This window comes from Paraburkholderia sp. EG287B (genome assembly GCF_040965595.1).
Lineage (GTDB): Bacteria > Pseudomonadota > Gammaproteobacteria > Burkholderiales > Burkholderiaceae > Paraburkholderia.
This window is the reverse complement of sequence record NZ_JBFRCG010000010.1, coordinates 74,985-100,847: the sequence shown is the minus strand read 5'-3', so window position 1 is coordinate 100,847 and position 25,863 is coordinate 74,985. Positions and strand designations below refer to the sequence as shown.

The 25,863-nt window shown below is 65.6% G+C and carries 23 protein-coding genes; 14 read left to right on the top strand and 9 right to left on the bottom strand.

Going from position 1 to position 25,863, the window contains the following annotated elements; translation table 11 throughout:
• Positions 1 to 514: 514 nt before the first annotated feature.
• From AB4Y40_RS19400 to AB4Y40_RS19390, 3 genes are all read right to left on the bottom strand, one after another.
• Complete coding sequence (locus AB4Y40_RS19400; protein WP_368689151.1) at positions 515 to 913, bottom strand: hypothetical protein; 399 nt, start codon at positions 911 to 913, stop codon at positions 515 to 517.
• Positions 914 to 1,123: 210 nt separating this feature from the next.
• Positions 1,124 to 1,588, bottom strand: coding sequence for a zinc-finger-containing protein (locus AB4Y40_RS19395; protein ID WP_368689150.1), 465 nt, complete (start codon positions 1,586 to 1,588; stop codon positions 1,124 to 1,126).
• A gap of 167 nt (positions 1,589 to 1,755) precedes the next feature.
• Positions 1,756 to 3,024 carry an MFS transporter gene (locus tag AB4Y40_RS19390; protein WP_368689149.1) on the bottom strand — a complete coding sequence of 423 codons (1,269 nt, stop codon included), beginning with the start codon at positions 3,022 to 3,024 and terminating at the stop codon, positions 1,756 to 1,758.
• Between the two features lie 245 nt (positions 3,025 to 3,269).
• Between AB4Y40_RS19390 and AB4Y40_RS19385 the strand changes: the two genes are divergently transcribed.
• On the top strand, positions 3,270 to 3,851 hold the full coding sequence (locus AB4Y40_RS19385; protein WP_368689148.1) for a hypothetical protein: 582 nt from the start codon (positions 3,270 to 3,272) through the stop codon (positions 3,849 to 3,851).
• A 169-nt stretch (positions 3,852 to 4,020) separates the two neighbouring features.
• Positions 4,021 to 5,340, top strand: coding sequence for a DUF2325 domain-containing protein (locus AB4Y40_RS19380; RefSeq protein ID WP_368689147.1), 1,320 nt, complete (start codon positions 4,021 to 4,023; stop codon positions 5,338 to 5,340).
• A 55-nt stretch (positions 5,341 to 5,395) separates the two neighbouring features.
• Here AB4Y40_RS19380 and AB4Y40_RS19375 read toward each other — a convergent pair whose 3' ends face one another.
• From AB4Y40_RS19375 to AB4Y40_RS19365, 3 genes are all read right to left on the bottom strand, one after another.
• Positions 5,396 to 5,719, bottom strand: a complete 324-nt coding sequence (locus AB4Y40_RS19375) for a winged helix-turn-helix domain-containing protein (RefSeq protein ID WP_133183914.1) — start codon at positions 5,717 to 5,719, stop codon at positions 5,396 to 5,398.
• 139 nt (positions 5,720 to 5,858) lie between these two features.
• Positions 5,859 to 6,464 carry a nitrogen fixation protein NifQ gene (locus AB4Y40_RS19370; protein ID WP_368689146.1) on the bottom strand — a complete coding sequence of 202 codons (606 nt, stop codon included), beginning with the start codon at positions 6,462 to 6,464 and terminating at the stop codon, positions 5,859 to 5,861.
• A 28-nt stretch (positions 6,465 to 6,492) separates the two neighbouring features.
• Positions 6,493 to 6,921, bottom strand: coding sequence for a molybdopterin-binding protein (locus AB4Y40_RS19365; protein WP_368689145.1), 429 nt, complete (start codon positions 6,919 to 6,921; stop codon positions 6,493 to 6,495).
• 173 nt (positions 6,922 to 7,094) lie between these two features.
• Between AB4Y40_RS19365 and AB4Y40_RS19360 the strand changes: the two genes are divergently transcribed.
• Complete coding sequence (locus AB4Y40_RS19360) at positions 7,095 to 7,988, top strand: extracellular solute-binding protein (protein ID WP_368689144.1); 894 nt, start codon at positions 7,095 to 7,097, stop codon at positions 7,986 to 7,988.
• On the top strand, positions 7,985 to 9,853 hold the full coding sequence (locus AB4Y40_RS19355; RefSeq protein WP_368689143.1) for an ATP-binding cassette domain-containing protein: 1,869 nt from the start codon (positions 7,985 to 7,987) through the stop codon (positions 9,851 to 9,853). Before AB4Y40_RS19360 ends, AB4Y40_RS19355 begins: the two co-directional genes overlap by 4 nt.
• A 414-nt stretch (positions 9,854 to 10,267) precedes the next feature.
• Here AB4Y40_RS19355 and AB4Y40_RS19350 read toward each other — a convergent pair whose 3' ends face one another.
• On the bottom strand, positions 10,268 to 11,290 hold the full coding sequence (locus tag AB4Y40_RS19350) for a hypothetical protein (protein WP_368689142.1): 1,023 nt from the start codon (positions 11,288 to 11,290) through the stop codon (positions 10,268 to 10,270).
• Positions 11,291 to 12,034: 744 nt separating this feature from the next.
• On the opposite strand from AB4Y40_RS19350, the gene AB4Y40_RS19345 reads away from it, so the two are divergent.
• From AB4Y40_RS19345 to AB4Y40_RS19300, 10 genes are all read left to right on the top strand, one after another.
• Complete coding sequence (locus AB4Y40_RS19345; RefSeq protein WP_368689141.1) at positions 12,035 to 13,447, top strand: DUF2957 domain-containing protein; 1,413 nt, start codon at positions 12,035 to 12,037, stop codon at positions 13,445 to 13,447.
• A gap of 105 nt (positions 13,448 to 13,552) precedes the next feature.
• A complete protein-coding gene (locus AB4Y40_RS19340) occupies positions 13,553 to 14,818 on the top strand; it encodes a DUF2957 domain-containing protein (protein WP_368689140.1) in 1,266 nt (421 codons plus the stop codon).
• 208 nt (positions 14,819 to 15,026) lie between these two features.
• Positions 15,027 to 15,851, top strand: a complete 825-nt coding sequence (locus AB4Y40_RS19335; RefSeq protein ID WP_141710540.1) for an OmpW family protein — start codon at positions 15,027 to 15,029, stop codon at positions 15,849 to 15,851.
• A 123-nt stretch (positions 15,852 to 15,974) separates the two neighbouring features.
• A complete protein-coding gene (locus tag AB4Y40_RS19330) occupies positions 15,975 to 16,922 on the top strand; it encodes a MerR family transcriptional regulator (RefSeq protein ID WP_368689139.1) in 948 nt (315 codons plus the stop codon).
• 214 nt (positions 16,923 to 17,136) lie between these two features.
• On the top strand, positions 17,137 to 18,681 hold the full coding sequence (locus AB4Y40_RS19325; RefSeq protein WP_368689138.1) for a flavin-containing monooxygenase: 1,545 nt from the start codon (positions 17,137 to 17,139) through the stop codon (positions 18,679 to 18,681).
• Positions 18,682 to 18,713: 32 nt separating this feature from the next.
• Positions 18,714 to 19,598 carry an SDR family NAD(P)-dependent oxidoreductase gene (locus AB4Y40_RS19320; protein ID WP_368689137.1) on the top strand — a complete coding sequence of 295 codons (885 nt, stop codon included), beginning with the start codon at positions 18,714 to 18,716 and terminating at the stop codon, positions 19,596 to 19,598.
• Positions 19,599 to 19,630: 32 nt separating this feature from the next.
• Positions 19,631 to 20,530, top strand: coding sequence for a metal-dependent hydrolase (locus tag AB4Y40_RS19315; protein WP_368689136.1), 900 nt, complete (start codon positions 19,631 to 19,633; stop codon positions 20,528 to 20,530).
• Between the two features lie 8 nt (positions 20,531 to 20,538).
• Positions 20,539 to 21,429, top strand: a complete 891-nt coding sequence (locus tag AB4Y40_RS19310) for an alpha/beta fold hydrolase (RefSeq protein ID WP_368689332.1) — start codon at positions 20,539 to 20,541, stop codon at positions 21,427 to 21,429.
• Entirely contained in the window at positions 21,426 to 22,484 is a 1,059-nt protein-coding gene (locus tag AB4Y40_RS19305) for an alpha/beta fold hydrolase (RefSeq protein ID WP_368689135.1), read from the top strand. The genes AB4Y40_RS19310 and AB4Y40_RS19305 overlap by 4 nt, the downstream gene beginning before the upstream one ends.
• A 112-nt stretch (positions 22,485 to 22,596) precedes the next feature.
• Complete coding sequence (locus AB4Y40_RS19300; protein WP_368689134.1) at positions 22,597 to 23,490, top strand: DUF1571 domain-containing protein; 894 nt, start codon at positions 22,597 to 22,599, stop codon at positions 23,488 to 23,490.
• 126 nt (positions 23,491 to 23,616) lie between these two features.
• Here AB4Y40_RS19300 and AB4Y40_RS19295 read toward each other — a convergent pair whose 3' ends face one another.
• Together AB4Y40_RS19295 and AB4Y40_RS19290 are read right to left on the bottom strand one after the other, a co-directional pair.
• A complete protein-coding gene (locus AB4Y40_RS19295) occupies positions 23,617 to 24,231 on the bottom strand; it encodes a thioredoxin fold domain-containing protein (protein WP_368689133.1) in 615 nt (204 codons plus the stop codon).
• A 329-nt stretch (positions 24,232 to 24,560) separates the two neighbouring features.
• Positions 24,561 to 25,853, bottom strand: a complete 1,293-nt coding sequence (locus tag AB4Y40_RS19290) for a TniQ family protein (RefSeq protein ID WP_368689132.1) — start codon at positions 25,851 to 25,853, stop codon at positions 24,561 to 24,563.
• Positions 25,854 to 25,863 lie beyond the last annotated feature (10 nt).

Here is a 25,863-nt window from a genome sequence, read left to right as displayed (position 1 = left end):
CGCTGCGGCGTCGGTCGACGCTATTCAAGAGTGCACGAGGATCTACTGCTGGACGCGCACCATCTGCCTGGCTGGCAAGACGGCGGCTGAAAGAAAGGGAGCGCGGACGTCCTGCCGGTCAGGCAGCGAAACTGTTCGAAGATCGACAACTGCTACTGTCCAAGGCGTCAGCCCCTTTTGTTAAGACGGGCGAATTTTAGGCGCGCCACCTGTCCGAAGTCAACACGATTCGCGTCCCGCGTCAAATCTCGTGCCAATGTCGCCACAGCGCCCGCCGGCGGCCCGCGTTGGGCTCGCCCCAGGTTCGCTCCAGCGCATCCCAGGCTCGACCGGAGCGGCCATGCACTTTTTGGGGATACATCGCCGGCGGCCTTCCGTCCATCGCCTCGATCCGGCTCGTCTTTCGAAGAGGGATCGTTCACTTCACCATACTGCCTGCTGCCCACTGCGTCTGTGCGGCGACGGTCATTCCACTTGGCCGCAAGGGGCGTACCCGACGTGCCCCATCCTCACGTCACGCGCTCTTGCGCAAGGCCTGCTGGCTGGCATCGCCCGCGCCCATGCGCTCGAGCCGCTCGCTTGCCTCGGTCAGCGCCCACAGCGGCGCGCCTTGCAGCTGCCGGTCGTACACACTCACGAGCTGCGCAACCGCCTCGAAGCCCGCTTCGTCCAGCTGCCAGCCGCCGCCCGTGTTGCCGCGCTCGAAGCAGGCGATCAGCGCGGCATCGGCCGCCCGCACCTGTTCCGGCTCGAGCACGCCATATCCGGCCTCCGCAATCGATTGCGCGAGCACGTGAGCATGGAGCAAGGCGCGTGCGTCGGCGCCGGTGCCGCCGCGGCGCAGCGCGGCGAGCGCGAGATGTACCTGCAGCGCGAGCTCGTTGGCGACCGCGCGCGGGATCGGCAGCAGCATCGACTTGCTGCGTCGGGGGCGACCGGCTTGCGAGCGCTGCGGAAAAGGGATGGTCCTGGCCATGGAAGGGCAAGTAAGAGTCTGTTCCGTGCAATAACGGCACGGCGCGCCGAAGGTTAAGCGCCGACCCTCAAATCGAATGTAACGATCAGTGACAGACATGCGCCGCGCATCGCCTGATGGGCGGGCAAGCGGCTGGCGGCGGCCGGCTCAGCGCGGTTCGCGCTCGCCCCTGCCCTCGGCGCGCCGCGCGGCCATGAACGCCTCGATGTGGGCGATGGCCTGCTCGCACTGCTCGAGGCTCAGGAGGTGGATCGACGGATTGGGCAGGTCGAAGCCCAGCTCCTCCCCGAGCCAGCGGATGGCCTTGCCGCGCGCTTCGAAGGCGTTGACCTTGTCGCGCCGCATCTTCGCGGCCACCAGCGGTTCGAGCGCGTCGTGCAGACGGCTCTTGGCGTCGCGCAGGGCGGCGTTGGCAAGCCGGCCGAGCGGGACGTTGCGCGTGCTGCGCGCGGGCACGCCGATCCAGGCCTCACAGGGCGTGCAGACCCAGAGCGGGCCATGATCGTCGCGATACGGGTAGGCCTCGTCGGCAAAGCGCGCGAGCACCGCTTTCGCGCCGCAGTAGTCGCACAGCGGCTGCGGCAGCGCCTTGACGGGGCGGCCTACGCGCATGCGGCGCTCCTCGGGGCGATGGTCGATGGATGCATGACTTGATGGGTGGATGAGAAAAACGGCGGTCCGCTACTTCCGCTGCGGCGAGCGGGCCCTGGAGCAAGGATAACGGCAAACCCCGGCGCGCGGCAGCGGCGGGACGGGGCGCCGCAGGCGGCCGCGCGCGATCAGTTCGCGCTGGCGGTGGCGTGCGCCTCTTCGCGCTCGAGCGAGCGCGTGTCGCGCAGGGCCGGAAAGAGCCGCATCCACAGCAGCGCGACGCAGATCGTCGCCACGCCGCCCACCAGCACGGCACGCTGCGCGCCCCACCAGCCGGCGGTGAGCCCCGACTCGAACTCGCCAACCTGGTTCGACGTGCCAATGAAAAGCGAATTGACCGCGCTCACGCGGCCGAGCTTTTCATCGGGCGTGCGCAGCTGCACGAGCGACGTGCGCACGACCACGCTCACCACGTCCGACGCGCCCAGCACCGCCAGCGCCATCAGCGACACGACGATGTTGTGCGAGAGCCCGAACGCAATCGTCGCGCAGCCGAACACGATCACGCCGCCGAACATCGCAAGACCCGGCCGGCGCCTCAGCGGAAAGTGTGCGAGCCAGATCGAGCCCGCCAGCGCGCCCGCGGCCGGCGCCGAGCGCAACAGACCGAGCGCGATGGGCCCAGCGTGCAGGATGTCGCGGGCGAACACGGGCAAGAGCGCCGTCGCGCCGCCGAACAGTACCGCGAACAGATCGAGCGACAGCGCGCCGAGAATGACGGGCTGCGAACGGATGAACGCGATGCCCGAGAACACCGACTCGAGCGTGACGGGCGCACGCGCGGGCGGTTTCGCGCGCAGCGGGATCGTGCCCGAGAGCGTGGCCGCCGCCGCGAACGCGAGCGAGCAGGCCGCGTAGGCCGGCGTCGCGCCGATGCCGTACAGCAGGCCGCCCAGCGCCGGGCCGACGATGTTCGCGGTCTGGTTCGCCGAGGTCGACCACGCGGTCGCGTTCGGCAGCTGCGAGCGCGGCACGACGCCCGGCAGCAAGGACGAAATGGCGGGCGACTCGAACGCACGCGCTGCGCCCACGCACGCGGCTAGCGCGTAGATGAGCGGCGCGCTCAGCCAGCCGCCGACGGTGCCGGCCGCGAAGGTCAGCGCGGCGGCGCATTCGATGAGCTGGCAGACGGAGGCGATGCGTCTGCGGTCGTAGCGGTCCGCCACGTGGCCGACGACGAGCGTGAGGCAGAACATCGGCAGGAACTGCGCGAGGCCGACGAGACCGAGCGCGAACGCGCTATGCGTGAGCGCGTAGATGTGCCAGCCCATGGCGACGGCGAGCATCTGGAACGCGAGCGACGACAGCACGCGTGCGCCATAAAAGCGCTGGAAACCGCGATGACGCGAAAGGCTGGGCGGGTCGTCGGACGCCGCCTCCGGAGAAGGTGTGGTCATTGAACAGCGGGAAAAAGCGAAAAATCGGGTGCGTGCGCAACGAGCCAGTAAGCGAGGCGCAAAGGAAGAATCTTAATTCATGCGACGTGGCGCCACAGAAACACGGGACCGCGCGATTCATGCGCTCCGTCTCTGAATCGTTATATCCTATAGAATACATCGAACGACCATCCAGCAGACGGAGGCAGGAATTGGCGAGTAGTCGGCGCCTCGTAAGCGCAACACCGGCACCATCGATACGGCGGGTGCGTCGCGCACCCGCGCGGGCCGGCGCGGACGGCTTCGCGGCCACGATCACGACGCTGCGTCCCGCGTCAGGGCGCGAGCGCGCGGAGCTGATCCGCGACCTGATCGACGCGTTCCGGCGCCTGCGCAACAGCATCGAGCGCTTCGAGCGCATGCTCGCGCGTGGCGAAGGCGCTGACGGTGGCGGCATGAGTGACGCGCACGCGGCGCCAGCCGGGGCGTCGCTGCAACCGCTCCTCGTCGCGCTCTCTCGGCGCATCGATCTGGCCCGCTTCGCCCACCCGCGCGAACTCAAGCGCGCGATTCGCGACGCGCGCCGCCTCGACAAGACGCGCGATGCGCTTTTCAGCGACGCGTTCTGTCTCGATACCGAAGCGCTGCGCCGCACCGTGGCCGAACTGGAGCGGCTCGATGCGGCCTTCGTCGGGCTCGGCGTCGAGCACGTGCTCGCGCAGCATGCCAACGCGGCCGAAGCGCACTGTGAAACGCTTTCACGCGAGGCGGCCGCGGGCCGCTCAGTGACCAAAGCCGTCACCGCCACCGCCGTCGAAGCGACGCTCGTGCGCGAACCCGCCGCCTGATCCGTGTCCCTGGCCGCCAACCGGCCTTCGTTATATTCCATGGTATATTGCGATGTCGGCGCGCGCCTAGCCCGGGGGCGCCTGGCCGGGGGCGCCTGGCCGGGTCGAGGCACAGCCGCCGCACGCGCCCATGCACCGCCCCGCGTTCCGCAGTGGATCAGAGGTCACCATGCACGCACCGCCGTTCCGCCTCGCCCGCACGCCGGGCGGCATACCCGCCGAAGAGACCACGCTGCGCGGCCTGACGAGCGCAGACTGCTGCGGCCCTTCGCAAGCCGAATTCGCCCGCGCGCGGCAGCGCACGCGCCTCGTCGAACTCGACGCCCATCTGCATTGCTCCATCATCGGCACGTGCCTGAGCACGCACGAGCTGCGCAAGCTCGTCCCGAAATTTACCCGGCTCGACGCCCAGCGCGCGAGCGATCTCGAGATCCACCACGCCGCGGTCGAGCTGGCGATAGAAGGCGGCGCGGGCGGCAAGGCACTGCAAAAGGCCCTCGACACACGCTATGCCGGCGCGGTGCGCCGTTTCGCCAGTGCGCGCGACACGCAGGCCGTGCTCGCGCTCTGGAACGAAGCGCTCGCGAACGGCGACATCCCGCCCGCGTACTGGGCGGTGATGACACATCCGGCCACGACGATGGAGGTGCGCCAGGCCGCGTTCGGCGAGCTGCACATGCTCTCGCACCTGGTTGGCGCGGCCAATCGCGCGGACTTGCGCCGCCTCGTGGCGCTGGAAGCAGAAAACGCCGAACTCCGGGCCAAAATCGAGCGCCAGCAAGCGCGTCTGCACGAGATGAGCCGTGAGCGCGACGCCGCGCGCCATGCCCTCGATGCGCAAACCGCGCAACTGGCGGCGCAGCGCGAGACGACGACGCAGCACGCGCAGCTCGAAGCGCTGCAGGAAGCGCTCGCGGCACGCGACGCGCGGGTCGCGCTGCACACGAGCCGCCGCGAGATCGCCGAGCAGCGCGCGCATGCCGATGCCGCCGCGCTCCACACGCTGCGCGCGCAGCTCGACGAAGCCCACGCGCTGATTGACGCCTTGCGCGCCGAAGTCCACGCGATGGAGCAAACCACCCAAGCGCACGAAGACCCGCAGCCCCAACGCGCGCTGCCCGAGGATGCGCTCAAGGGGCGCCGGATCGTCTACGTGGGTGGCAGGCCGGGTTCGAATCACGCGCTCAGGCGCTGGGTGGAGTCGGCGGGAGGCGAGCTGACCGTGCACGACGGCGGCATGGAAGATCGCAAGGGCCTGCTCGCCGCAGCGCTCGCCAACGCGGATCTCGCGGTGTTTCCCGTCGACTGCATCGACCACGATTCGATGAGCACGCTCAAGCGCGTATGCGAACGCCACCAGGTCACGTGGCACCCGTTGCGCACGGCGAGCCTTGCCAGCTTCGTCGAGTTGATGATGCGGCTACATGCGAACGCGACGCCGAAGCTCGCGGCGGTACCCGTCTCGCGGTTCTGCCTGCGCCACGGCTAGGCACCTGGCGTTGGGGGCAGTGCGCCGCCGCGTCACGTCACTACGTCACATCGCGTCAGGATTTCACGAGTTTGACGAGCGCTTCGATCTCGGCCTCGCAGACCGCCGCGGCGCGCGCCTCGATGCTGCGATACAGGCGCACGATCTCTTCGCCCACGGGCGTGAGCATGCTGCCGCCGCCGCTCTGCCCGCCATGCTCCGAGACCGTGGCCGGCGACTCCAGCGCGCGGTTGAGTTCATCCATCAGCAGCCACGCGCGACGGTACGACATGTTCATGCTGCGCGCCGCAGCCGAGATCGAGCCATGCTCGCGAACGGCCTCGAGCAGCGACACCTTGCCTGGACCGAGCGCGATCGTGCCGTCCTGAATGATGCGCATGCGAAAACGCACCTCGGGTCGGGCCGGTTGCTGCGCCTGGGCGGGCACGCGAGCGTCTGCGAGCGGTTGATCGTTGGGGGACTTGGTCATGCGCGCAAGGATACACGATGCGTGCCGCACCCCGTTCCCCTCTGGATGGCTAATGACCAGCAGGAAAACAGAAGCCGAAGTCCTCGCAGCCGGGGCAACCGGGCGCCGGGCCCGGCGTGGCGCCCGAGGCCAGCGCGAGTTCACGCGCCAGCAGCTTCTTCCAGCGCAAGCCTTCCACGTTGCGCGCCACGACTTCGGGGAAAAAGCGCTCCAGCATGCCAGTCACGTCATCGCGGCCACGCAGGCCGAGATCGCGCCACAGATGATCGGGGCGCAGGCACGCGTGGGCAATGATCGCGGCGAGGCAACGCACGTCGTCGGGGTCGCTTTGTGGCGCGGCAAGCGCCACGAGAAAGGCATGCATTGCCGTGGCGAATGCAGCCTGCGACGCATCGGCCATCACGTGCGTGTGCGGCGCTTCGCTCGTCACCGCGCACACGAAGTGCCGCGCCCCGAGCGCGTCGATCTGCGCGCGCGTTAGACCGAGCAACGGCAATTCGCCGCGCACCTCGCGCGCCGCGACGAGCCGTGCGAAGAGCCAGGCATCGGGCGTGCGCGGCGCCTCTGGCGCCCCCGTCAGGGCGTCGCTGCGCGCGGCGGCCAGCGCATCGACATTGCGCGGCGGCGCGCCGGAGTCCTGACTGCCTTGAGTCATTGCGTTCACCTGCGACCGAAGCCGCGTATCAACCGTCTACGCCGACGATCACGCTCGATGCCTTGAAGAGCGCCGCAGCCTGCTTGCCCGCCGCGAGGCCGAGACGATCGACGCTGTCGTTCGTCACGATGGCCGCGATCTGCGCGCCGCCCGGCGCCGCGAGCACGACTTCCGCATTCACCCCGCCCTTCGTGACCGACGAAACCGTGCCCGCCACGACGTTGCGCGTGGACACCTTGCTCGCGTCGCCGTCGACCATCAGGATCACCGACGATGCCTTCACCAGCGCGAAGGCCGGCTTGCCAGCGGCGAGACCCAGCGAAGCGGCGCTGCCATGCGTGATGATCGCGACGATCTCGAGGCCGCCGTCGGCGCGCAGCGTGATTTCGTCGTTGACAGCGCCGGCCTTGACCGCGCTGATCTGGCCGGAGAAATGGTTACGGGCGCTGGTACGCATGAGGTCCTCCACAATTGAACAGGACAATGAGCCGGGAAAAGACTGGACTGACAGTTTAGCCGTGTCAGTGTGACGCGCACGCGCACTGATCACCAAAATAGCCATTTGAATCAGCACATGAATACAGCAGTCCATCGTAATATATTGGCCTTTATAACGCACGGGTATCGAACATGTTTATCCGCAAGCTGGTGGCTTCAGTCGTCGTGATGAGCGGTGTGATGGGCGCGATGGGTGCGAGCGCCAACGCATTCGCCGACGAATCCGATGTCAACGTGCTCTATGCAGGCTCGCTCGTGAACCTCATGGAGAAGAGCGTGGGCCCCGCGTTCGAAAAGGAAACGGGCCTGCATTTCAAGGGCTATGCAGCCGGCTCGAACAAGATCGCCAATGAGATCAAGGGCAAGCTGCGCCGCGGCGATGTGTTCATCAGTGCGAGCCCGAAGGTCAACGCGAGCCTGACGGGCGAGGCCAACGGCAATCACGTTACGTGGTACGTGAATTTCGCCGAATCGCCGCTCCTGATCGGCTACAACCCGAAGAGCCGTTTCGCCGGCGACTTCAAGACGAAGAAGTGGGATCAGGTGCTGCAGGAACCGGGCATCCGCCTTGGCCGCACCGATCCGAAGCTCGACCCGAAGGGCGCCTTCACCGTCGAGCTCATGACGAAGGCCGCGCAGGCGTACAACCAGCCTGACCTCGTGCAGAAAACGCTTGGCACGCCGGAGAATCCCGAGCAGGTGCTGCCGGAGGAAACGCTCGTTGGCCGTCTGCAGTCGGGTCAGCTCGACGCGGGCTTCTTCTACTCGACCGAAACGTCCGACCTGAAGATTCCGGCGATCCACCCCGCGCCCGAACTGAAGATCAAGGCGAACTACACGCTCACGATTCTCAACGACGCACCCAACAGCGCCGGCGCAGCGCGCTTCGTGAACTTCCTGCTCTCGGCAGAAGGCCGCAAGCTGCTCGCCGAGCACGGCGTGGATGTGACGAAGCCTGCCGTCAACGGCCAGACCCAGGCGATCCCGCCGTCGGTGCAAGCCGTAATCGACGCCGCACAGCAATGACACAAGCCCCGCAACGTGCCGAACAGGTTGCCGTGAAACGCTCCCAGCCGCTCTGGTGGCTCGGCGCACTGCTCGCGGTCTACCTGTGCGCGCCGTTCGTTGCGAGCCTTCCGCAGATCGGCCACGCGGACTGGGCCGGCGTCGATTGGCACGCCACCTGGTCGGCGGTGGGCGTCTCGGTCGCGAGCGCGAGCGTGGCCGCGCTCATCATCCTGGTGGGCGGCGTGCCGCTCGGCTACTGGCTCGCGCGTTCGCGCGCGCGCGGCATTGCCCTGCTCGGCTTCGTCGTGCAGTTGCCGCTCGCGCTGCCGCCGCTCACGAGCGGTGTGCTGCTGCTGTTTCTCATCGGGCCGTATAGCGGCATCGGCCAGCTCTTCGGCGGCTCGCTCACCGACTCCTTCACGGGCATCGTGCTCGCCGAGACCTTCGTGGCCGCGCCCTTCCTGATCGTCGCGGCACGCTCGGCGTTCAGCGCCGTCGATCCCGTGTACGACGACGTCGCCGCCACGCTCGGCCATCACGCCGCCAGCCGTTTCTTTCGCGTTACGCTGCCCATAGCGTGGCCCGCCATCCGCGCGGGGCTCGCGCTCGCCTGGCTGCGCGCGTTCGGCGAATTCGGCGCGACCGTGATGGTCGCGTATCACCCGTATTCGCTGCCTGTGTATACCTACGTCGTGTTCGGCGGCCAGGGCCTGCCCGCGATGATGCCGCTCCTGCTGCCGACGCTCGGCATTGCGATCATCTGCGCGGTGCTCTCCGTCTATAGCCGCAGCGCACGCTCAACGATGGCGGTGAACGTGGACAACGGCGACGAACTCACCGCTATCACGCCGGCCGCCACCGCGGCCGAAAACGCCGGCCTGCGTCTCGCCTTCGCGGCGCGCCGGCACCTCGGCGCATTCACGCTCGATGTGGCGTGGCAGCCGCAAACGCGCCGGCTCGCGATCATCGGCCCTTCGGGCTCGGGCAAGTCGCTCGCGCTGCGCATCATCGCCGGGCTCGAGCACAACGACGCGGGCTCCGTCACGCTTGGGGCAACCGACCTCGGCGCGCTGCCGCCCGAGCGCCGCCAGATCGGCTACATGCCGCAGGATTACGGGCTCTTCCCGCACATGACGGTGGCGCAGCAACTCGCGTTTCCCGTCGATGCCGACGCGGCCAGCGCACGCTACTGGCTCGCGCACCTCGGCCTCGACGCGCTCACCGAACGCCTGCCTCGCCAGCTCTCGTTCGGCCAGCGCCAGCGCGTAGCGCTCGCGCGCGCGCTCACGCGGCACACGCAACTGCTGCTGTTCGACGAACCGTTCGCCGCGCTCGACACGCCGCGCCGCCGCCGTCTGCAGCAGTCGTTGCGGGCGCTGCAACGCGAAGTCGGCGCGGTAACCGTGATCGTCACGCACGACCCCGATGAAGCGGCGCTGCTCGCCGACGAAGTGCTCGTGATCGAACAGGGAAGCGTGCTGCAGGCGGGCGCCGTGGCCGACGTGTTCCGGCGGCCCGCCACGCTGCGCGTGGCCGAACTGCTCGGCCTGCACAACGTCGGCGAGGGGATCGTGCGTGCCGGCGGCGCGATCGAAACGCCGACGGGACTGCGCCTGCCCTGCGCAGATACCTCGCTTGCGGTGGGCACGCGCGTAATGTGGCGGGTCTCGCCGCGCGCGCTCGTCGCGACGCAGGAAGGCGCCTGGCAAGGGCGTATTGCGGGGACGTCGCTGCGTCACGGCGACCGCTACGTTACCGTCGAGATCACCGGAGAAACCTTCGATATCGCCGCAGAAGATGCGCCGGCATCGCATACCGGCGAGCTGCGCTTCTCGATCGACGCGAACGCCGTGCTTGCCTGGCCGGCGTCGCAGGGCGCCTGATTCACGCCTCCTGAAAACGCTCACCTTTCGCGCCGACGGACCTGCACCGTTGTCGCGGCCGATGACAAAAAAGCCCCGGCTAAAGGGGCTTTTTGCGTAAACGGTTAGCGATTCGATACGCCATTTCGCACCGTTGCTCACGGTTCCCGAAAACGCTCACCTTTTGGCATCTCGCGCTCGAGCACGCAAGGTTTCGACTGCGAACACCTGGTAGTCGGCAATATTCGCATCCCTTAACCTGGGACTACCAGGAAAATCTTGCGCGCTGGAACCAGGTTCTCCTGTCCATCGGGATCACGAAACTTCCGCAGCCGATCGCGCGCGACGGTGATTACGGCACGCTTCGTCGACGAACCGTCGCAAAGCCACGCGCACGGCTCCCGGATCTTCTCACCTATGACCGCGGCACCATGCTCAGATCATGAAGCGGCTGTCTTCCACGAGCACGCGCGGCAACGGTTGCAGGTCGGTGCGCGCAAAGCGCACCAGGGAGAAGGCGCGCAAACCTTGCGGGCTCGACGGCAGCCGAGCGAGCGGGAACATGATCGAGGCGCTGTTGCCCGGGCCGCCGTTCGCGAGCAGGACATTCATCGGACTCAGGCAGATCTCGCGCATTTCGACGTTCGTGTATTGCGCGGGATTCGCGAGCACCCTGCAGATCACCGTGAGTTGATGTTCGAGCGCTTCGCTCTTGAGGCCGAGCGCGGCGATCTCGCTCTCGTTCTGCGCAATCTGCGCCTCGACCTTCGCCACTTCGGCGACGTTTGGCACGGCGTGCTCGCCCAGCATGCGTTGCGTCCCCGCGCCGTGGCGCGTGAGCAGTTGCAGGCGCGTTCTGAGCAGCGCGCGCTCCTGTTCCAGCACGTCGCGGCGCGACTCGTCGGCGCCGATCTGCTCGAGGCCTTCCAGGGCGATCTGCTCGACCACGCGCTGCACGATCTGCTCGCGAAGGTCGCTTTCGGTTTCGCCGCACACGCGCACCTGATGATCGTCGAAGCTCAACGTCGTCTGCATGACATCGGTGTGCACATCGTCGCCATGCTGCTCAGCGCCGAAGGCGCGCCGCTCGTTCAGGGCCATGCCGAGCACCGCGTAAGTCTCGCGCGCAAGCGGATGACTCTCGAACCAGGCATGCAGCTCGGGCGAGCGGCTCAGCACATGGCCGACCTCGTCGGGCGCGGCAAAAAACGCGTGAATATAGGGGTCGCTCGACCACGTGGCGGCGCTCGCTTCGCGCGCGGGCGGCATACGGTCCACCACCTCGCGCACATACGCGACCGATTGCGCGAGCGCGGGGGCAAGCCGTTCGCGCCACTCGGGCACGAGCTTGAGCGTCGGGCTGAGCACGAGCAGACGCCCGATCAGCGTCTGGATTTGCGGCGATTCCGGCACCTGCTTCGCGCGGGCGCGCGGCCAAAGCCTGTCCAGGATACCCATGGATTAACTCCGTTGCAGACCGCTCGGACACGGCGGCGGTGAAGCGCAGGGCGCACAACGAGGCCTCTTGTCGCGAATGACTATACCGCGAATCACGACCCACCCGCGGCGACGCTGCCGCAACGCAGCAACGGCCCGAATTGCGTTCATGCTCCCGAAAACACTCACCTTTGGGTTGCGCAACACGTGGCACATAGCCCTCAATATGGCCGTCGATGTGCGAAACGGTGCGACGAAAAATCGCGCGGCGCACACCGCAGTGAACTTACGCTCCCGCACACGCTCACCTTTGGTTTTCTTTGCGACGCCCACCCTGCTACGCAGGTTTGTGCAGTGCTTCACGCCGACCATTCCCGTATGTACTCACCGTTGAGCATTGCGGCGCGATGACTACTCCCGAATATCCTCACCCACAGACAGTACGCGAATATTCATCTGCATTCCGAATCAATTGGTCGACTAACGCGATTCCATCGTCGGCTTTCCTCTGCCTTTCAGCGACCGTCGCGCACGCAACGAATCGTGATGACATGTCAACGAGGCGTTTCAGGCACGCCAATTGCGCAGGGGCGCACGGCGCGTGCACCGCGGCCTCGGGAAAAACCCCGCTTGCTGCGTGCGCAAACCGCGAAGCATCAAGCAGAAGCGACCTCGTCACGCGTTTTAGACGGTTCGTTCAATTGACAGTGGTCAATGTCATGATCCAATCTTCTGCGCATAAATACGACACAGGGAGGCAGACAAATGTTGGAGAGCATTGTCCGCAGCAGCTTGATGCTGGCCGCGGCCGCGACCCCTTTGCTGGTCGCCTGCGGCGGAGGTACCGCCAGTAATCCGGCACCCATCACCCCGGCGCAATGCTCGGGTTCGTCATGCGCGAACCAGGGCCCGCCCAGTAGCGCACCCACGGCCACGGCGCTGTGTCCCGCCGCGGCGGACATAGCGGCGAACACGTATCTGGGCGGCGCAGGCAGTGGCGAGGTCGTGAGCCTGAACATCGACCCGACGAAGATGACGTACACGCTCACGTTCCTCACCTCGCCCATTCCCGTGGCGGCGAGTTCGGTGCAAAACACGCGTGCCGGCCTCACCATCACGGGCGCCGTGCAACATCCGCCCGCGGGCTCGCTGCCCACCGCCGCGCAGATCACGTGTGCGTTCCAGCTTCAGGCGGGCACGGGGACGATCAACGGCAGCACCTACACCACGGCGTACAACGCCAACAATCCGCCCACGATCTATGTTGGCTTTGGCGTGGCGGGCGGCGGCATTCCGGGCGCGACCGTGAACATCGACGGCGACACCACCGCGAATCTGCTCTTCAGCGGCGTCGCGCCGCGCACGTTCGACTTCTATCCGTTCATCGGCTTTTCGTCGGTGAGCACGAGCCTTGCCGATCTCAAGGGCTCGTATAACGCGCTGCTCTATCACATCCTGCCTTCCAGCAGTTTTGCGCCGGCGGCGAAGGTGACACAGGAGCAGTACGACGCCAGCGGCAATTGCAGCGTGCCCGGCGGCGCGACCAACACGAGCTGCGCAACCGCCGCGAATGCATGGGCGGCGAGCACGAGCGGCAGCTATTTCGACAGCGCCGACGCACCGCAGATCGAGACGCCCACACCGTTGCCGTTCCCCTTGAATCTCGGCAACAACGTCATCGTGAGCCGCCAGGGCGGCGCCGGGCACCTGATCCTCGGCAAGCTCAACGGGGCCATCGTGCCCGTGGTCGTACGCACCGGCTACGTGAACGAAACCATCAGCCTGAGCAACCAGATCGCCGTGGACGACGAGTCAGGCATCGCCCTGCTCGCGCCCGCGACGATGCTCAAGTCGGGCGCGTTCGACGGCAGCTACATCGGCGCGGACTCGAACTTCGCCTACACGGCAACGCTCATCAACGGCCAGCAGGCCGGCTTCCTCAAACCCTCGACGATGACGACGCAGAGCCAGTTCACGCTCGACTACACGCAGACGCACCCCGGCCTGATCGGCGTGACCGATAGCCAGGGCAAGGCGGGCAATCTGATTGCGGTGGGCGGTCTTTACGGCATCTTCATCAACGGCGAAGAGAACGGCGGCGTCACGGCCAGTTCGGCGAACCGCGCCACGCCCAATCAGCCTTACTTCGGTGTCGGTGCACTGATCCAGCCACAGTAGTTCATCAGGCGGTCGCGGCATCCTGATCGTTGACGACCGCCTTAATTTCGCACTGCGAATGACTGTCAGTCGCTCTCGCCAACAACAAGACTCTGGAGACGCGGTATGAAATGGAAACTTTTTGCGGCGCTCTCGATTGCCGCACCGATGATCGCAGCGCTCAGCGCATGCGGTGGCGGCAACGGCAGCAGCAGTAGCCCTCCGCTCGTGGAAGCAGCGCTTTGCCCCACCTCGCTCGACTACAACACGGTATATACCGGTGGCGGCGGCGACGGCGAACTCGTCAAGCTGCAGCTCGACACGGCCAAAATGACCTGGCAGATCACTTATGTCGAGTCGCCGATCCCGCAGACCACCGGCACCGTGACGCCCACGCGCAAAGGCCAGGTCGCCACCGGCACGCTGACTGCGGAAACCGGGCTCCCCACGGCGAAGCTCAACCAGTGCGCGTTCCGCCTGAATGGCGCGAGTCTCGACCCCAACCGCCCGGCGCGCGTCTTCATCGGCGAAGGCGTGGCCGGCGGCACGATTCCGGGCGCCGAGATCGCGTACAAGGGCTCCGGCGGTATTGGCGTCGTGCCGGACACGACGTTCCCGTACTACCCGTTCATCGGCTTCTCCGCGATCGAAACGAATCTCGCGAATGTCGCCGGCACGTACAGCCAGCTCGGCTATCACCAGGTGCCTTCGCAGAATTTCCAGCCCGCGGCGGTCGACGCAAAGATCACGATCAACGCCAACGGCACCTGGACCGAATGCGACAACACGGGCGTGAACGCCGGCAAATACCAGCAGCCCGGCACGAATTTCGCGCAGTCGGCCGATGGCAGCGGCGCGTTCGAAACCGATCACTTCCAGGGGCAGGTCAAGCCGACGCTCGTCACCACGGAGCCGGCCGGCAAGGGCTTCATGATCGTCGGCAAGTTGCGCGGCCAGCTCGTGCCCGTGCTCGTCCGCACCGGCGTGGCGTATCCGCAGGTTGGCGTCGATCCGCAAAGCGGCGCCACGGGCCCGGTGGCCGACGACGAATCGGGCATCTCCGTGCTCGCGCCGCAAACGGCTATCGCGCAGGGCTCGCAGAACGGCGAATACATCGGCGTGGACAGCCAGTTCGACTATCGCACGCTCGCGCTGGAAGGCACGCAGGCCACGCTGCTCGATCCGTTCAACGCCTCGCAGGCCGCGCTCGCCACTGCCCTCGATCTGAACTTCACCCAGACCGTACCGGGCACGGTGACGACCACGCATGTGGGCGCCTCCACCGGCTCGACACCCACCGGCAAGATGATCTTCACGGGCGGCGTGTTCGGTTACCTCGACATGACGACGCCGTCGGACCCGTACTTCACGGCTGGCGCGTTCGTTCAGTAAGGATGACGAAGTAACGTATCGAACAATAACCGGCGCGGCAAACCGCGCCATTCACGAGGTGGCCACTCCCGGCCGTCGCGCAATGCGGCGGCGGCCGGGCCACAAAGGCGCGCGCAGCAAAGGCGGACGACGCATGCCGGACATCCCGAAGCATGCATCGAGCCGTCCCGCGCGCGGGTAAGGCGCACCCGTTCCTGGGAGGGACATGATGAAACGCATTGCAGTGGCGGCGCTGACCGCCGGGCTGACGGCGAGTGCGTATGCACAGCACGCCGGCGACAACGTCGTCGCACTCGGCTGGTTTCACGTCACGACGCAGCATTCGAGCACGCCGCTCACCACGGACGTCGCGCCCGTGCCGATCAACACGCCGCTGCGGCTGCCCAGTTCGTTCACTTCGGCGGGCACGGGGCTTTCGGCATCGAATGCGGATACGGTCGGCCTCGTCATCAGCCACTTCTTCACGGACCATATCGCGCTCACCTCGGTGGCGGGCGTGCCGCCCACGTTCAAGCTCTATGGTCACGGCACGATCAAGCCGCCAGGCCCGGCGGGCGCGCTCGGTAGCCAGAATCTCAGCGATCCGGCAACGAACCCCATTGTCGGCAGCGTGCGTCAATGGAGCCCGGCGCTGATCTTCCAGTATTACTTTCGCGACGCCGATGCGAAATTCCGCCCGTTCCTCGGCATCGGCGTGTCGTACAACTGGTTCTCGGACATCCAGCTCAATCCGAACTTCGTGAAGGCCACCCAGGACGATCTCGGCTCCGTGCTCGCAGCGGGCGCGGGCAAGTCGGGGCAAACGCAGATCAGCGCGAAGGCGTCGTCGTCGTGGTCGCCGGTTTTCAATCTCGGGGCCACCTACAACGTCACGAAGCATCTGGGGATCGTTGCGTCGGTCACCTATATTCCGCTGAAGACGACGTCCTCGGTGATCGTCAAGGCAGCGGACGGCAGCGAGCTCGGCGTGAGCCGGGCCGACCTCAAGGCTGATCCGATCATCTCGTTCCTCGCGCTTTCTTACCGCTTCTAAGGGCGCGTCGTGCCGGCGCAACGGCGAGGAGGCGCATGCGCGTAAGGGCGAGAACGCCCGCGCCAGAGCATGCACCCTCCCGTGCGCTCGCGTGGGCCGGGCCGCTCGCGCTAAAATCGCTGCATGCCGAAAACGCCCAAAGCCCCCGTGACCGATACCGCGCCCGAGCGCGTCACCGACAGCGAATACACCGTCGACGAACTCGCTCGCGTGGCGGGCACGACGGTGCGCAACGTGCGCGCCTATCAGGACCGCGACCTGCTCATGCCGCCCGAGAAGCGCGGGCGCGTCGGCATTTACAACGACTCGCACGTTGCGCGGCTCAAGCTCATCAACCACCTGCTGGCGCGCGGCTACACGCTCGCCAACATTCAGGACCTCATCCTGGCGATCGACGACGGCGGCGACCTGCGCTCGATCCTCGGCCTCGAGAATGCGATTGGCGGTCCGTGGTCGCACGCGCGGCCGAAAACATATTCGCTGCCGCAGCTCATCAAGCTGTTCGGGCCGCAGGCGCCGAGCAGCCTTGCGCGCCTTGCGGATCTCGGGCTGCTCGAACGCCAGGGGCTGTCGTTCGTCTCGCGCAATCCGGGCATGCTCGACGCGGCGGCGGCAACCGTGCGCGAGGGCATTCCCGCGCGCGAGCTGCTCGACGTGCTCGAAGAAACGCGTCCGCATTTCGACGCGATCGCGCGCGTGCTGGTGGAAATGGTCGTGCGCCATCTGGACCGCTACGATCAGGGCGCGCTGCCGCCCGCCACGGACATGCCCGCGCTCGTCGACGCGATCTGGCGGCTGCGCCCGCTTTCCACGGTGTTCGTCGAGCACGAGATCCTGCGCGCGCTCGAAGCGCAGTCGAGCGACTATCTGGGCGGCCGGGTCGCGACGATCCTCGACAAGACGCTCGGCCGCGAGCGTGCGAGCGAGGCCGCGCCTTCGCCCGCTTCCGCGCCTGCCAGCGCCGCGAAGAAACGCGCGCCCAAAGCCGCGCCTCGCAAGAGCGCCGTGCGCGCGCTGGCTGCAGCGAAACCGGCTCGCCCGGCGAAGAAAACCACGCTCAAGAAGCGTTAAACGCGCACGTCCTCCCTCCTCGTTTCTGCTTTGCCGAACGTGTGAAAGGCCCCGCCAGGCGGCCTTTCGCGCGCTCGCGCCCCCTTGCGCCCCTACGGTTGTTGATGGGTTAGAGCGCTGAATCTAGCCTCTTGCGCATCGGCGTCGATCGCACTATGTTTACATCAATCAATGTCACAGTCATAGATGGATCGACAACAGGGAGACGCTCCGGATGAACGCACCCGCCCGTACCGGCGACGCGATCGGCATCGCCATCATCGGCACTGGCTTTGCCGGCCTTGGCATGGCGATCCGCCTGCTGCAAAGCGGCAACCAGGACTTCGCGGTGTTCGAGAAGGCCGACTCCGTGGGCGGCACGTGGCGCGACAATCATTACCCCGGTTGCGCCTGCGACGTGCAATCGCACGTGTACTCGTTCTCGTTCGCACCCAATCCGCGCTGGACCCGCATGTTCGCACCGCAGCCCGAGATTCGCGCCTATTTGAACCGCTGCGTCGATCGCTTCCGGCTTTTTCCGTGGCTCAACTTCGGGCACGCACTCACGAACGCGACATGGGACGAGGCCGCGCACTGCTGGCGCCTCGCGTTCGCCAATGGCCGGCGCGTCACCGCGCGCGTGCTGATCTCGGGCATGGGCGGCCTTTCGCGCCCCGCGTTGCCGGCGATCGAGGGACTCGACAGCTTCGAAGGCAAGACCTTCCACTCGCAGCACTGGGACCACGGCTATGCACTCGAAGGCAAGCGCGTCGCGGTCATCGGCACGGGGGCAAGCGCCATCCAGTTCGTGCCGCAGATCGCGCCGCGCGTGGCGCAGCTCTCGCTCTTCCAGCGCACGCCGCCGTGGATCATGCCCAAGCCCGATCGCGCCATTTCGGGCTTCGAACAATGGCTTTTCCGCACGCTGCCCTTCACGCAAACGCTCGCGCGCGCAGGGATCTACTGGCTGCTCGAAACGCGCGTGCTCGGCTTCGCGGTGCATCCTGCGCTGATGAAGAACGTGCAGAAGCTCGCGTTGCGCCATATCCGCCATCAGGTGCCCGATCCTGAACTGCGTGCGGCCGTGACGCCCGACTACACGATAGGCTGCAAGCGCGTGCTCATTTCGAACGACTACTATCCGGCGCTCTCGCGCAAGAACGTGCAGGTGGTGACGAACGCGATCGAGCGGGTGGACCGCACCGGTGTCGTGACCGCCGATGGCGTGCATCACGAGGTCGATTGCCTGATCTACGGCACCGGCTTTCAGGTGGCCGACCCATTTCCGCCGGGCACGATCGTGGGCCGCGGCGGCATCGATATCGTCGAGACCTGGCGCAACGGCGCGCATGCCTACCTCGGCACGAGCTTGCCTGGTTATCCGAACTTTTTCATGCTGGTCGGCCCGAACACCGGCCTCGGCCACAACTCGATGGTGTTCATGATCGAATCGCAGATCGAGTACGTGCTCGGCGCGCTCGCCGCCATGAAGGACGACGGCGCGGATTCGATCGACGTGCGGCCTTATGTGGAAGCGCGCTACAACGAGCGCATCCAGAACAAGCTTGGCCGCGCGATCTGGTCGGTGGGCGGCTGCAAAAGCTGGTACCTCGACCCGCGCAACGGCCGGAACACGACGCTGTGGCCCGGTTTCACCTGGCGCTTTCGCCGCGCCACGGCGCACTTCTCCCTCGCCGATTACCAGGTCTATCGCGCGCCGCATGCCGCGCAGGACGAAGCGCCGCTCACCGTCGCCACGCAACCCACCGAGGCCGCCTGACCAGGCGCAATCGCCCCACCCGGAGCCCGCCCATGAAACGCTTTGACAACAAGGTCGCCGCCATCACCGGAGCCGGCTCGGGCATGGGCCGCGCGCTCGCGCTCCAGCTTGCCGGCGCCGGCTGCCATCTCGCGCTCGCCGACCGGAACGCCCCGGCGCTCGAGGAGACCGCCCGCATCGTGGGCGCGCTTGCCCCTTCGGTGCGCGTGAGCACGCGCGCGCTCGACGTGAGCGAGCGCGACGCCGTATTCGCGTGGGCCGACGAGACGGCGGCCACGCACGGTGGCGTCAATCTCGTCTTCAACAACGCGGGCGTCGCGCTGTCGAGCACCATCGAAGGCATGGCGTACAGCGATCTCGAATGGATCGTGAACATCAACTTCTGGGGTGTCGTGCATGGCACGAAAGCATTTCTGCCGCATCTGAAGGCATGCGGCGAAGGGCATATCGTCAATACCTCGAGTGTGTTCGGTCTTTTCGCACAACCAGGCATGAGCGGCTACAACGCGACCAAATACGCCGTGCGCGGCTTCACCGAAGCGCTGCGCCAGGAACTCGACATGATGCGCTGCGGCGTGTCCGCGACCTGCGTGCATCCGGGCGGCATCCGCACGAACATCGCGCAATCGAGCCGCGTCGCGCCCAACATGGTGGGCTTCATGGTGGCGAGCGAGCAGCAAGGCAAGGACGACTTCGAGAAGTTTTTCATCACCACCGCCGACGACGCGGCCCGCGCCATCCTGAGCGGCGTGAAGCGCAACGCGCGGCGCGTGCTGATCGGCCGCGACGCGCGCGCAGCGGACTGGCTCGCGCGCACGCTGCCCGCCGCCTACCAGGCACTGGTCGTGATGAGCGCGCGGCGCGAAGCCGCGAAGGCACGCCGCCGCGCCGCGCGCGGGTCAGCCGCCACGCCATGAACAACAGCAGGCACACAACAGGGAGCCATAACATGATGCCGATACGGCGCGACATCCGCTTTGCATTGCCGCCCGAGAGGGCGTGTGACTGGCACGTCGAGGGCGTGCCGGTCACCCACTTCTTCAACGCGCTTTCGCTGCTCTTTCCCGCGGGCGAGCGCTTCTTCATGGATTCGGTGCGGCATTATCGCGACCGCATCGAGGACCCCGAACTCAAGAAGCAGGTCATGGGCTTTATCGGTCAGGAAGCGATGCACACGCGCGAGCACGTCGAGTACAACGACTTGCTGCAGGCGGCAGGCTTGCCCGCGCACAAGCTCGACAAGCGTCTGTGGGCCATCCTCAATTTCGCGCGCAAGGTGTTGCCGCCTTCGCTGCAACTCGCGCAAACCGTGGCGCTCGAACACTACACGGCCATGCTCGCCGACCTGCTGCTCGCCGACACGGGCACGCGTATCGAAGGCTCGGTGGCGGGCTACAAGCAGATGTGGCTCTGGCACGCGCTGGAGGAAACCGAGCACAAGTCGGTCTCGTTCGATGTCTGGAATCTCGTGATCGAGCCAGGCGTCAAGCGCTATCTCATGCGAACCGGTACGATGCTCGCCACCACGGTTCTCTTCTGGCTCATCGTGTTCGACTATCACCTGGCGCTCTTGCGCGCGCACCGCCGACGCCAGGGCAAGGGGCGCGGCATGTGGAAGCTCGTGAAGTTTCTCTACGGGCCGCGTCACGGCGTGTTTCCCGGCATCGCGCTCGAATGGCTGCGCTTTTTCAAGCCCGGCTTTCATCCGTGGGATCACGACAACCGGCGGCATCTCGCGCGCATTGACGGCCTCGTTGCGCAGATCGACGAGACCAACGCGCAGTACGCCTCGCGCGCCGCCCCGCGCCGCGTGCCGCTGCATCCGGCGGCAACGCCGCGCGCGGTGTGAGCCACGTCATGCGCGGCGCGCCCGAACCCGTGTTCGTCCAGTCCGACGACGTGCGCCTCGCGGTCTACGTCAGCGGGCCCGTCGATGCGCCGCCCGTCGTGCTCGTGCACGGCTACCCGGACTCGGCGCGCATCTGGAGCGCGCTGCGCAGCGAACTGGAGACGCGCTTTCGCGTGATCGCCTACGACGTGCGCGGCATGGGGGCCTCCGAAGCGCCGCGTGCGCAGTCTGGCTACGCGCTCGCGCAACTCGCGCGCGATCTGCTTGCGGTCGCCGATGCCACCTGCGGCGCGCAGCCATTTCATCTGCTGGCGCACGACTGGGGGTCGATCCAGTGCTGGGAGGCCGTGACCGATCCGGCAAACACCTCGCGCATCGCTTCGTACACCTCGATTTCCGGTCCTTGTCTCGACCATGTGTTTCTCAAGCCGCGCGTTCCCGCGCAATTGCTGAAGTCGTGGTACATCGCATTCTTTCATCTGCCGCTCGTGCCCGAACTCGCCTGGCGGCTCGGCGGCGCGGCGTTGTGGCCGTGGTGGCTGCGCAAGACCGAGCGCGTGCGCGTCGAGCCGGATCCCCGGCGGTTGCGCAACGCGCTCAACGGGCTGCAACTCTATCGCGCGAATTTTCTCGCGTGTGCGCGTCGCCCGCGCGAGCGCAGCACGCGTATTCCGGTGCAGTTCATCGTGCCGCGCTTCGACCGCTACGTGACCCCGGCCATGTCCGAAGGCGTCGAGCGCTGGCTCGGCGCACATCAGCGCGAAATCATCGCCGCGCCGCATTGGGCCGTGGTGAGCGAGGCGCGGCAGATCGCGGCGCGCTTCACGCGTTTTGCCACGTGCGCTTCGCCTCGCGCACAAGCCTTCGAACCCAACCTGCACTCTGAGGACCGCCAGTGAACCCACTTGCCCTGCCTGCCGCGGTCGTTGCCGTCGGCGCCGCTCTCGTCGCAGGAAGCGCCGCGCTCGCCGCATTCTCGCGACGCGCCACGCGCCGCATCGAAGCCGCCGTGCCGATGGACGGTCAACTGATCGACATCGACGGCGACCGGATTCATTACGTCGAATACGGCAGTGGGCCGCCCATGGTGTTCATTCACGGTCTGAGCGGGCAAATGCGCAACTTCGCGTGGCTGCCCATGCAGGCGCTCGCGCGCGAACATCGCGTGATACTTATCGACCGCCCGGGCTCCGGCTACTCCACACGCGGGCCGCACGCATCGGCGACCATCCGCGCGCAGGCGCGCACGGTCGCGCGCTTCATCGAAGCGCTGGGTCTCGAATCGCCGGTGCTCGTCGGGCATTCGCTCGGCGGGGCGATCGCGCTGGCCGTGGCGCTCGATCATCCGCACGCTGTTTCGCGGCTCGCGCTGATCGCGCCGCTCACCCACGTACAGACCGAGGTGCCCAAGGCCTTCCGCGCGCTCGTGCTGCGCTCGCAGGCCGTGCGCCGCTTCGTGGCGCGCACGTTGGCGACGCCCATCGGACTCGCGACCAGTTCCGCCGTCCTCAAGCAGGTGTTCGCACCCGAGGCCGTACCGGGCGATTTCCGCACGCGCGGCGGCGGACTGCTGAGCTTGCGGCCCAGCGGCTTCTACCACGCCTCGGCCGATCTCATCGCGATTGAAGACGCCGACGATCTCGCGCAGATGGAGCGACGCTACGCACAACTGAGCGTTCCCGTCGATGTTTTGTTTGGACGCGACGACATCGTACTGAATTGGACCCGACACGGCGACGCGCTGAGCCGCCTCACGAGCCAGGTGACGCTCAAGGTGGTGGGCGGCGGCCACATGCTGCCCGTCACCGCGCCGTCCACGACCTATGACTGGCTGCTCTGCGCGCTCGCGGGCACGGTGCACGCGGGCCACGCGCGCGCGATCGAGGCGGATCAGCCGGGCATGGACACCGGTTCGCCGGCACCGGGCGTGCTGGGCAATCCGTCTGCGACTTAGCCGACCTCGCCACGCGGCGTGCGCTGCGTGAAGAGGAAACCGCGAAGCTGAAAAATGCGTCGGCCCGCGTGCGAACGCGCGGGCTGCAAGCATTCATCAAGGGAGACAGGCAATGAAAGTTCAGAAAGCGCGGGCGTTCATCGCGTGTGCGGTGCTTGCGCTCGCCAGCGCCACGGCATTCGCCCAGAGCGACGGCACAGAAACAGGCAACGCATCGCCAGGCGCGACGTCCGCCGCCGAAGTCGCGAAACTGAGCGTCGATCAACAGGTACGCTGGCTGCAGCGCGCGCAGAAGACCGACGCGCTCACGAAGCTGGACGACGCGCAGCTCACCGCGCTCTTCGAGGCATTCGATCCGCTCGTCGTGCCCACGCTCATCAAGCTCGGCCCGGCGGGCTATCCCTCATACGAATTCGTGCTGTCGCGCTGGGAGCGCCTGAACGGCAAGTGGCCCGCGAAGCCCGCGCACATGCTGGTGAAGCTGGATCACGAGCCGCTGCGCATCTACGCGAAATGGCTGCCCGACAGCGATCATTCGGGCGAGGAGGTGATCTACGACGCCTCGAAGCGCCACGACGAAATGTACGGACACCTCGGCGGCTTGCTCGGCGTGATGCCGATGTGGACCGCGCTCGACGGCACGCTCGCGCGCTCGCAGTCGAATCACAAGATCACGGATCTCGGCACCGAATTCATCGTGAGCCAGTTCATGACCGACGCGAAGAAATACGTCGAAGTGGGCGCGTCCTACAAGCCGCAAGTCGAGGTGAAAACGATAGATGGCGTGCGCGTCGTGGCGCTGACCTACGTTTCGCCGAGTGGCAAGCCGCAGTTCTACGCGAAGAAGCAGACGCTCGGGCTGGACCTGCGGCATCCGTATTTCCGCACCGTCGAAGCCTACGGCGACGACGGGCAGATGTTCGAGAAAATCGTCATCGACAGCATCACGCCGAAGTCCTTCGACGACGACGCATTCGATCCGAAGAATCCCAAATACAAGTTCTGAAACCTGGGCCGCGAGGGCAAAGGTGAGACTTTTCGGGAGGAGAGCACGACGTTCGACTCCTGGAACTCCTCACCTATCGTTGTATCGGTGAACTCACGATGCGGTGAATGACTCACCGCCGCGCGCTCAACGATACTTCTGCAGTTCGGCATCGGTGATCGGTTGCGCCGGCAGATTCAGCATGCCCGGCAGGTCGCCCAGCTTCGGCAGGCCGCTGACATTGGCCCAGCGGCCGCCCGAGCCCTGATAAACAAGCGTAGGCGTACCGTCGAAACCGAGGTCCTGAAAGAGCTTGATGTTGTCGTCGAGCTTGCTCTTGTCGGCGGCCGAAATGTGCGCGAGCGGCGCGATGCCGCCCGATTCGTCCTTCTCCGAGTAGTGCGTTTCCAGCTCTTTGAGCAGCGCAGCGCCGTCTTTCGCCTCCAGCAACGCGGCCGCCTTGCCCGCCGAATCGGGCTTCAGAAAGCCCATAGGAATCCAATGCACTTGCAGGCCGACCGCTTCATACGGTTGCAGCGCTTTCCACACCAGGTGACAGTAAATACAGTTTGGGTCCATAAAGACATAAAGCGTCGACTTCACGTTCGACCCATTCGCACCTTCGACGATCGCACTCGCATTCTGCAGGCTTGCAGCCGCCGTTGCGGGCAACCAGGTGGGCTCAGGAGCCGCGGCGGCCATGGCGCCGGCGCTCATGGCCAGTGCGCCTGCGGCGATCAGCATGCGTGTGAACTTCTTCATTCTTTTCCTCTGACTTGGATAGCGCGTCACGTCGCGCGCCTGTGAAGCGAAGGCTCGTATCTTAGGGTCGGGCCGTGGCACGTCACTGACGCCAATATGGCAGAGGCGTCAGGTGAGCAGCAAAGGTGAGAGTTTGCGGGAGGACGTTGGGCCTGTCGGCAGGCAAATAAGTTTGGACTTAGGCTTACCACCCGTGGCCGGATTCGCATCGATTTCCGCTCGCCGCCGCTCACGACAAGTTCGGACTTGAAGTCGAAATTGGCCAATCTCGGTGCATTCTCGAGCGAGAGTCCAGACTTGCCGCCCTGCCCGGGACTTGCTGGCCGTCTTTATTTAGGGACAGTCTGTGTCTCAAAATCCCGGCTCCGCGTTCGCGCCTTATGTAACACGTGGCCTACTGCCGATTCGCCAATCCCAAACATTGCACCAATCTGACGGTATGACATACCATTGCTGTGAAGTTCGAAGATGTGCTTTATCCACTCTTCAGACCGGCCGTTCAACCGGCTGGTCAACTTGACGTCAACTGGCTTTCGGTTCTCCCAACGAGAGAACGTAAAGCGAACCCCACACGCGCACGTTGCCTCGTAACGACCGTAGCTTTTCCTACCAACGACTACCGAATGGTTGGTGCGGGTCGCCTCGGCACTATATATGCAATCGACCGAAGGGCGCACGCCCATCGGGAGGTCGATTACCGTAGAGCCTGAGTCCAGACTAAAAACCGACATTGCATTGCACGCAGACGCATACAACACCATACGTAGCGAACTCATCTGCCCCCTAATCAAAGATTGTTCTAGTAACGCAAACTCTCCCGACTTGACTGGCCTCCCTTCACGCCGCGATGTCACCCATCGAAGATAGCTAGTCCCATAATGGGACACAATTGCGCTGATGAATGCCCGGTTACTCGACAAAAGAATCCCGCCCAGAGACTTATCTTTGATAAAACTAAAAAGTTGATGTTTGAATAGCTCAGGATTGATCACAACACGATTCGATAAAAGCCATTGAGACAACAACGACACTTTGAGGCAAGCTTCGAAATTCGAGCTCGACAGCTTCAACCCGATACGTTCCGCGTCAAATGATCTGAAATCCGCTGCGTCGATGAATCCACGTTTGTACGCCGTCCCCCTCAAAACAATGTACAACAGTTCGTGATGCCACGGACAAATGCACACACCCGGCAATTGATGAACTCTCCGCCAATGAATTGGGAGATCATTTCGTCGGTCCAACTGGAAACACGAATTGCAAAACCTTCGTTGACTAGAATTTGGTCCAAATCGGACACGACCCAGGTAGCTTGCGTCGGCACGTTGTCGCCGAGACGAAATCGCCTCCAGAATTTGCATTGGTGTTTTGTCGACTGCCAAAGCAGCAAAATATGGATACCCCGTCATACGTTCAGCGATGTCTTTTGCTGTCAATCCCCAGCAAACGCGCGTCGCCTCTTCCACACGATTAAGATTGAATGGCATTTTTCCGTAGGGCATTTGGTACCCGAAAACATGCTCCAATACGGCTGGCAATAGTGTTCTAGGTGTCTTCAGATAGCGAGCCACAATCCCGAAAAGAGGCTCCTCATCAAGCTGATCGGGAAGAAAAATTGTCATCGTAGTGCCA

Bases quoted from the DNA above. Each gene is read 5' to 3' on its own strand.
- AB4Y40_RS19300 (WP_368689134.1), top strand. From the start codon at position 22,597: ATGAAAGTTCAGAAAGCGCGGGCGTTCATCGCGTGTGCGGTGCTTGCG.
- AB4Y40_RS19395 (WP_368689150.1), bottom strand. From the start codon at position 1,588: ATGCGCGTAGGCCGCCCCGTCAAGGCGCTGCCGCAGCCGCTGTGCGAC.
- AB4Y40_RS19340 (WP_368689140.1), top strand. From the start codon at position 13,553: ATGAAATGGAAACTTTTTGCGGCGCTCTCGATTGCCGCACCGATGATC.
- AB4Y40_RS19315 (WP_368689136.1), top strand. From the start codon at position 19,631: ATGATGCCGATACGGCGCGACATCCGCTTTGCATTGCCGCCCGAGAGG.
- AB4Y40_RS19330 (WP_368689139.1), top strand. From the start codon at position 15,975: ATGCCGAAAACGCCCAAAGCCCCCGTGACCGATACCGCGCCCGAGCGC.
- AB4Y40_RS19310 (WP_368689332.1), top strand. From the start codon at position 20,539: ATGCGCGGCGCGCCCGAACCCGTGTTCGTCCAGTCCGACGACGTGCGC.
- AB4Y40_RS19345 (WP_368689141.1), top strand. From the start codon at position 12,035: ATGTTGGAGAGCATTGTCCGCAGCAGCTTGATGCTGGCCGCGGCCGCG.
- AB4Y40_RS19290 (WP_368689132.1), bottom strand. From the start codon at position 25,853: ATGACAATTTTTCTTCCCGATCAGCTTGATGAGGAGCCTCTTTTCGGG.
- AB4Y40_RS19365 (WP_368689145.1), bottom strand. From the start codon at position 6,921: ATGCGTACCAGCGCCCGTAACCATTTCTCCGGCCAGATCAGCGCGGTC.
- AB4Y40_RS19380 (WP_368689147.1), top strand. From the start codon at position 4,021: ATGCACGCACCGCCGTTCCGCCTCGCCCGCACGCCGGGCGGCATACCC.
- AB4Y40_RS19400 (WP_368689151.1), bottom strand. From the start codon at position 913: ATGCTGCTGCCGATCCCGCGCGCGGTCGCCAACGAGCTCGCGCTGCAG.
- AB4Y40_RS19375 (WP_133183914.1), bottom strand. From the start codon at position 5,719: ATGCGCATCATTCAGGACGGCACGATCGCGCTCGGTCCAGGCAAGGTG.
- AB4Y40_RS19390 (WP_368689149.1), bottom strand. From the start codon at position 3,024: ATGACCACACCTTCTCCGGAGGCGGCGTCCGACGACCCGCCCAGCCTT.
- AB4Y40_RS19360 (WP_368689144.1), top strand. From the start codon at position 7,095: ATGTTTATCCGCAAGCTGGTGGCTTCAGTCGTCGTGATGAGCGGTGTG.
- AB4Y40_RS19335 (WP_141710540.1), top strand. From the start codon at position 15,027: ATGAAACGCATTGCAGTGGCGGCGCTGACCGCCGGGCTGACGGCGAGT.
- AB4Y40_RS19325 (WP_368689138.1), top strand. From the start codon at position 17,137: ATGAACGCACCCGCCCGTACCGGCGACGCGATCGGCATCGCCATCATC.
- AB4Y40_RS19350 (WP_368689142.1), bottom strand. From the start codon at position 11,290: ATGGGTATCCTGGACAGGCTTTGGCCGCGCGCCCGCGCGAAGCAGGTG.
- AB4Y40_RS19355 (WP_368689143.1), top strand. From the start codon at position 7,985: ATGACACAAGCCCCGCAACGTGCCGAACAGGTTGCCGTGAAACGCTCC.
- AB4Y40_RS19370 (WP_368689146.1), bottom strand. From the start codon at position 6,464: ATGACTCAAGGCAGTCAGGACTCCGGCGCGCCGCCGCGCAATGTCGAT.
- AB4Y40_RS19320 (WP_368689137.1), top strand. From the start codon at position 18,714: ATGAAACGCTTTGACAACAAGGTCGCCGCCATCACCGGAGCCGGCTCG.
- AB4Y40_RS19295 (WP_368689133.1), bottom strand. From the start codon at position 24,231: ATGAAGAAGTTCACACGCATGCTGATCGCCGCAGGCGCACTGGCCATG.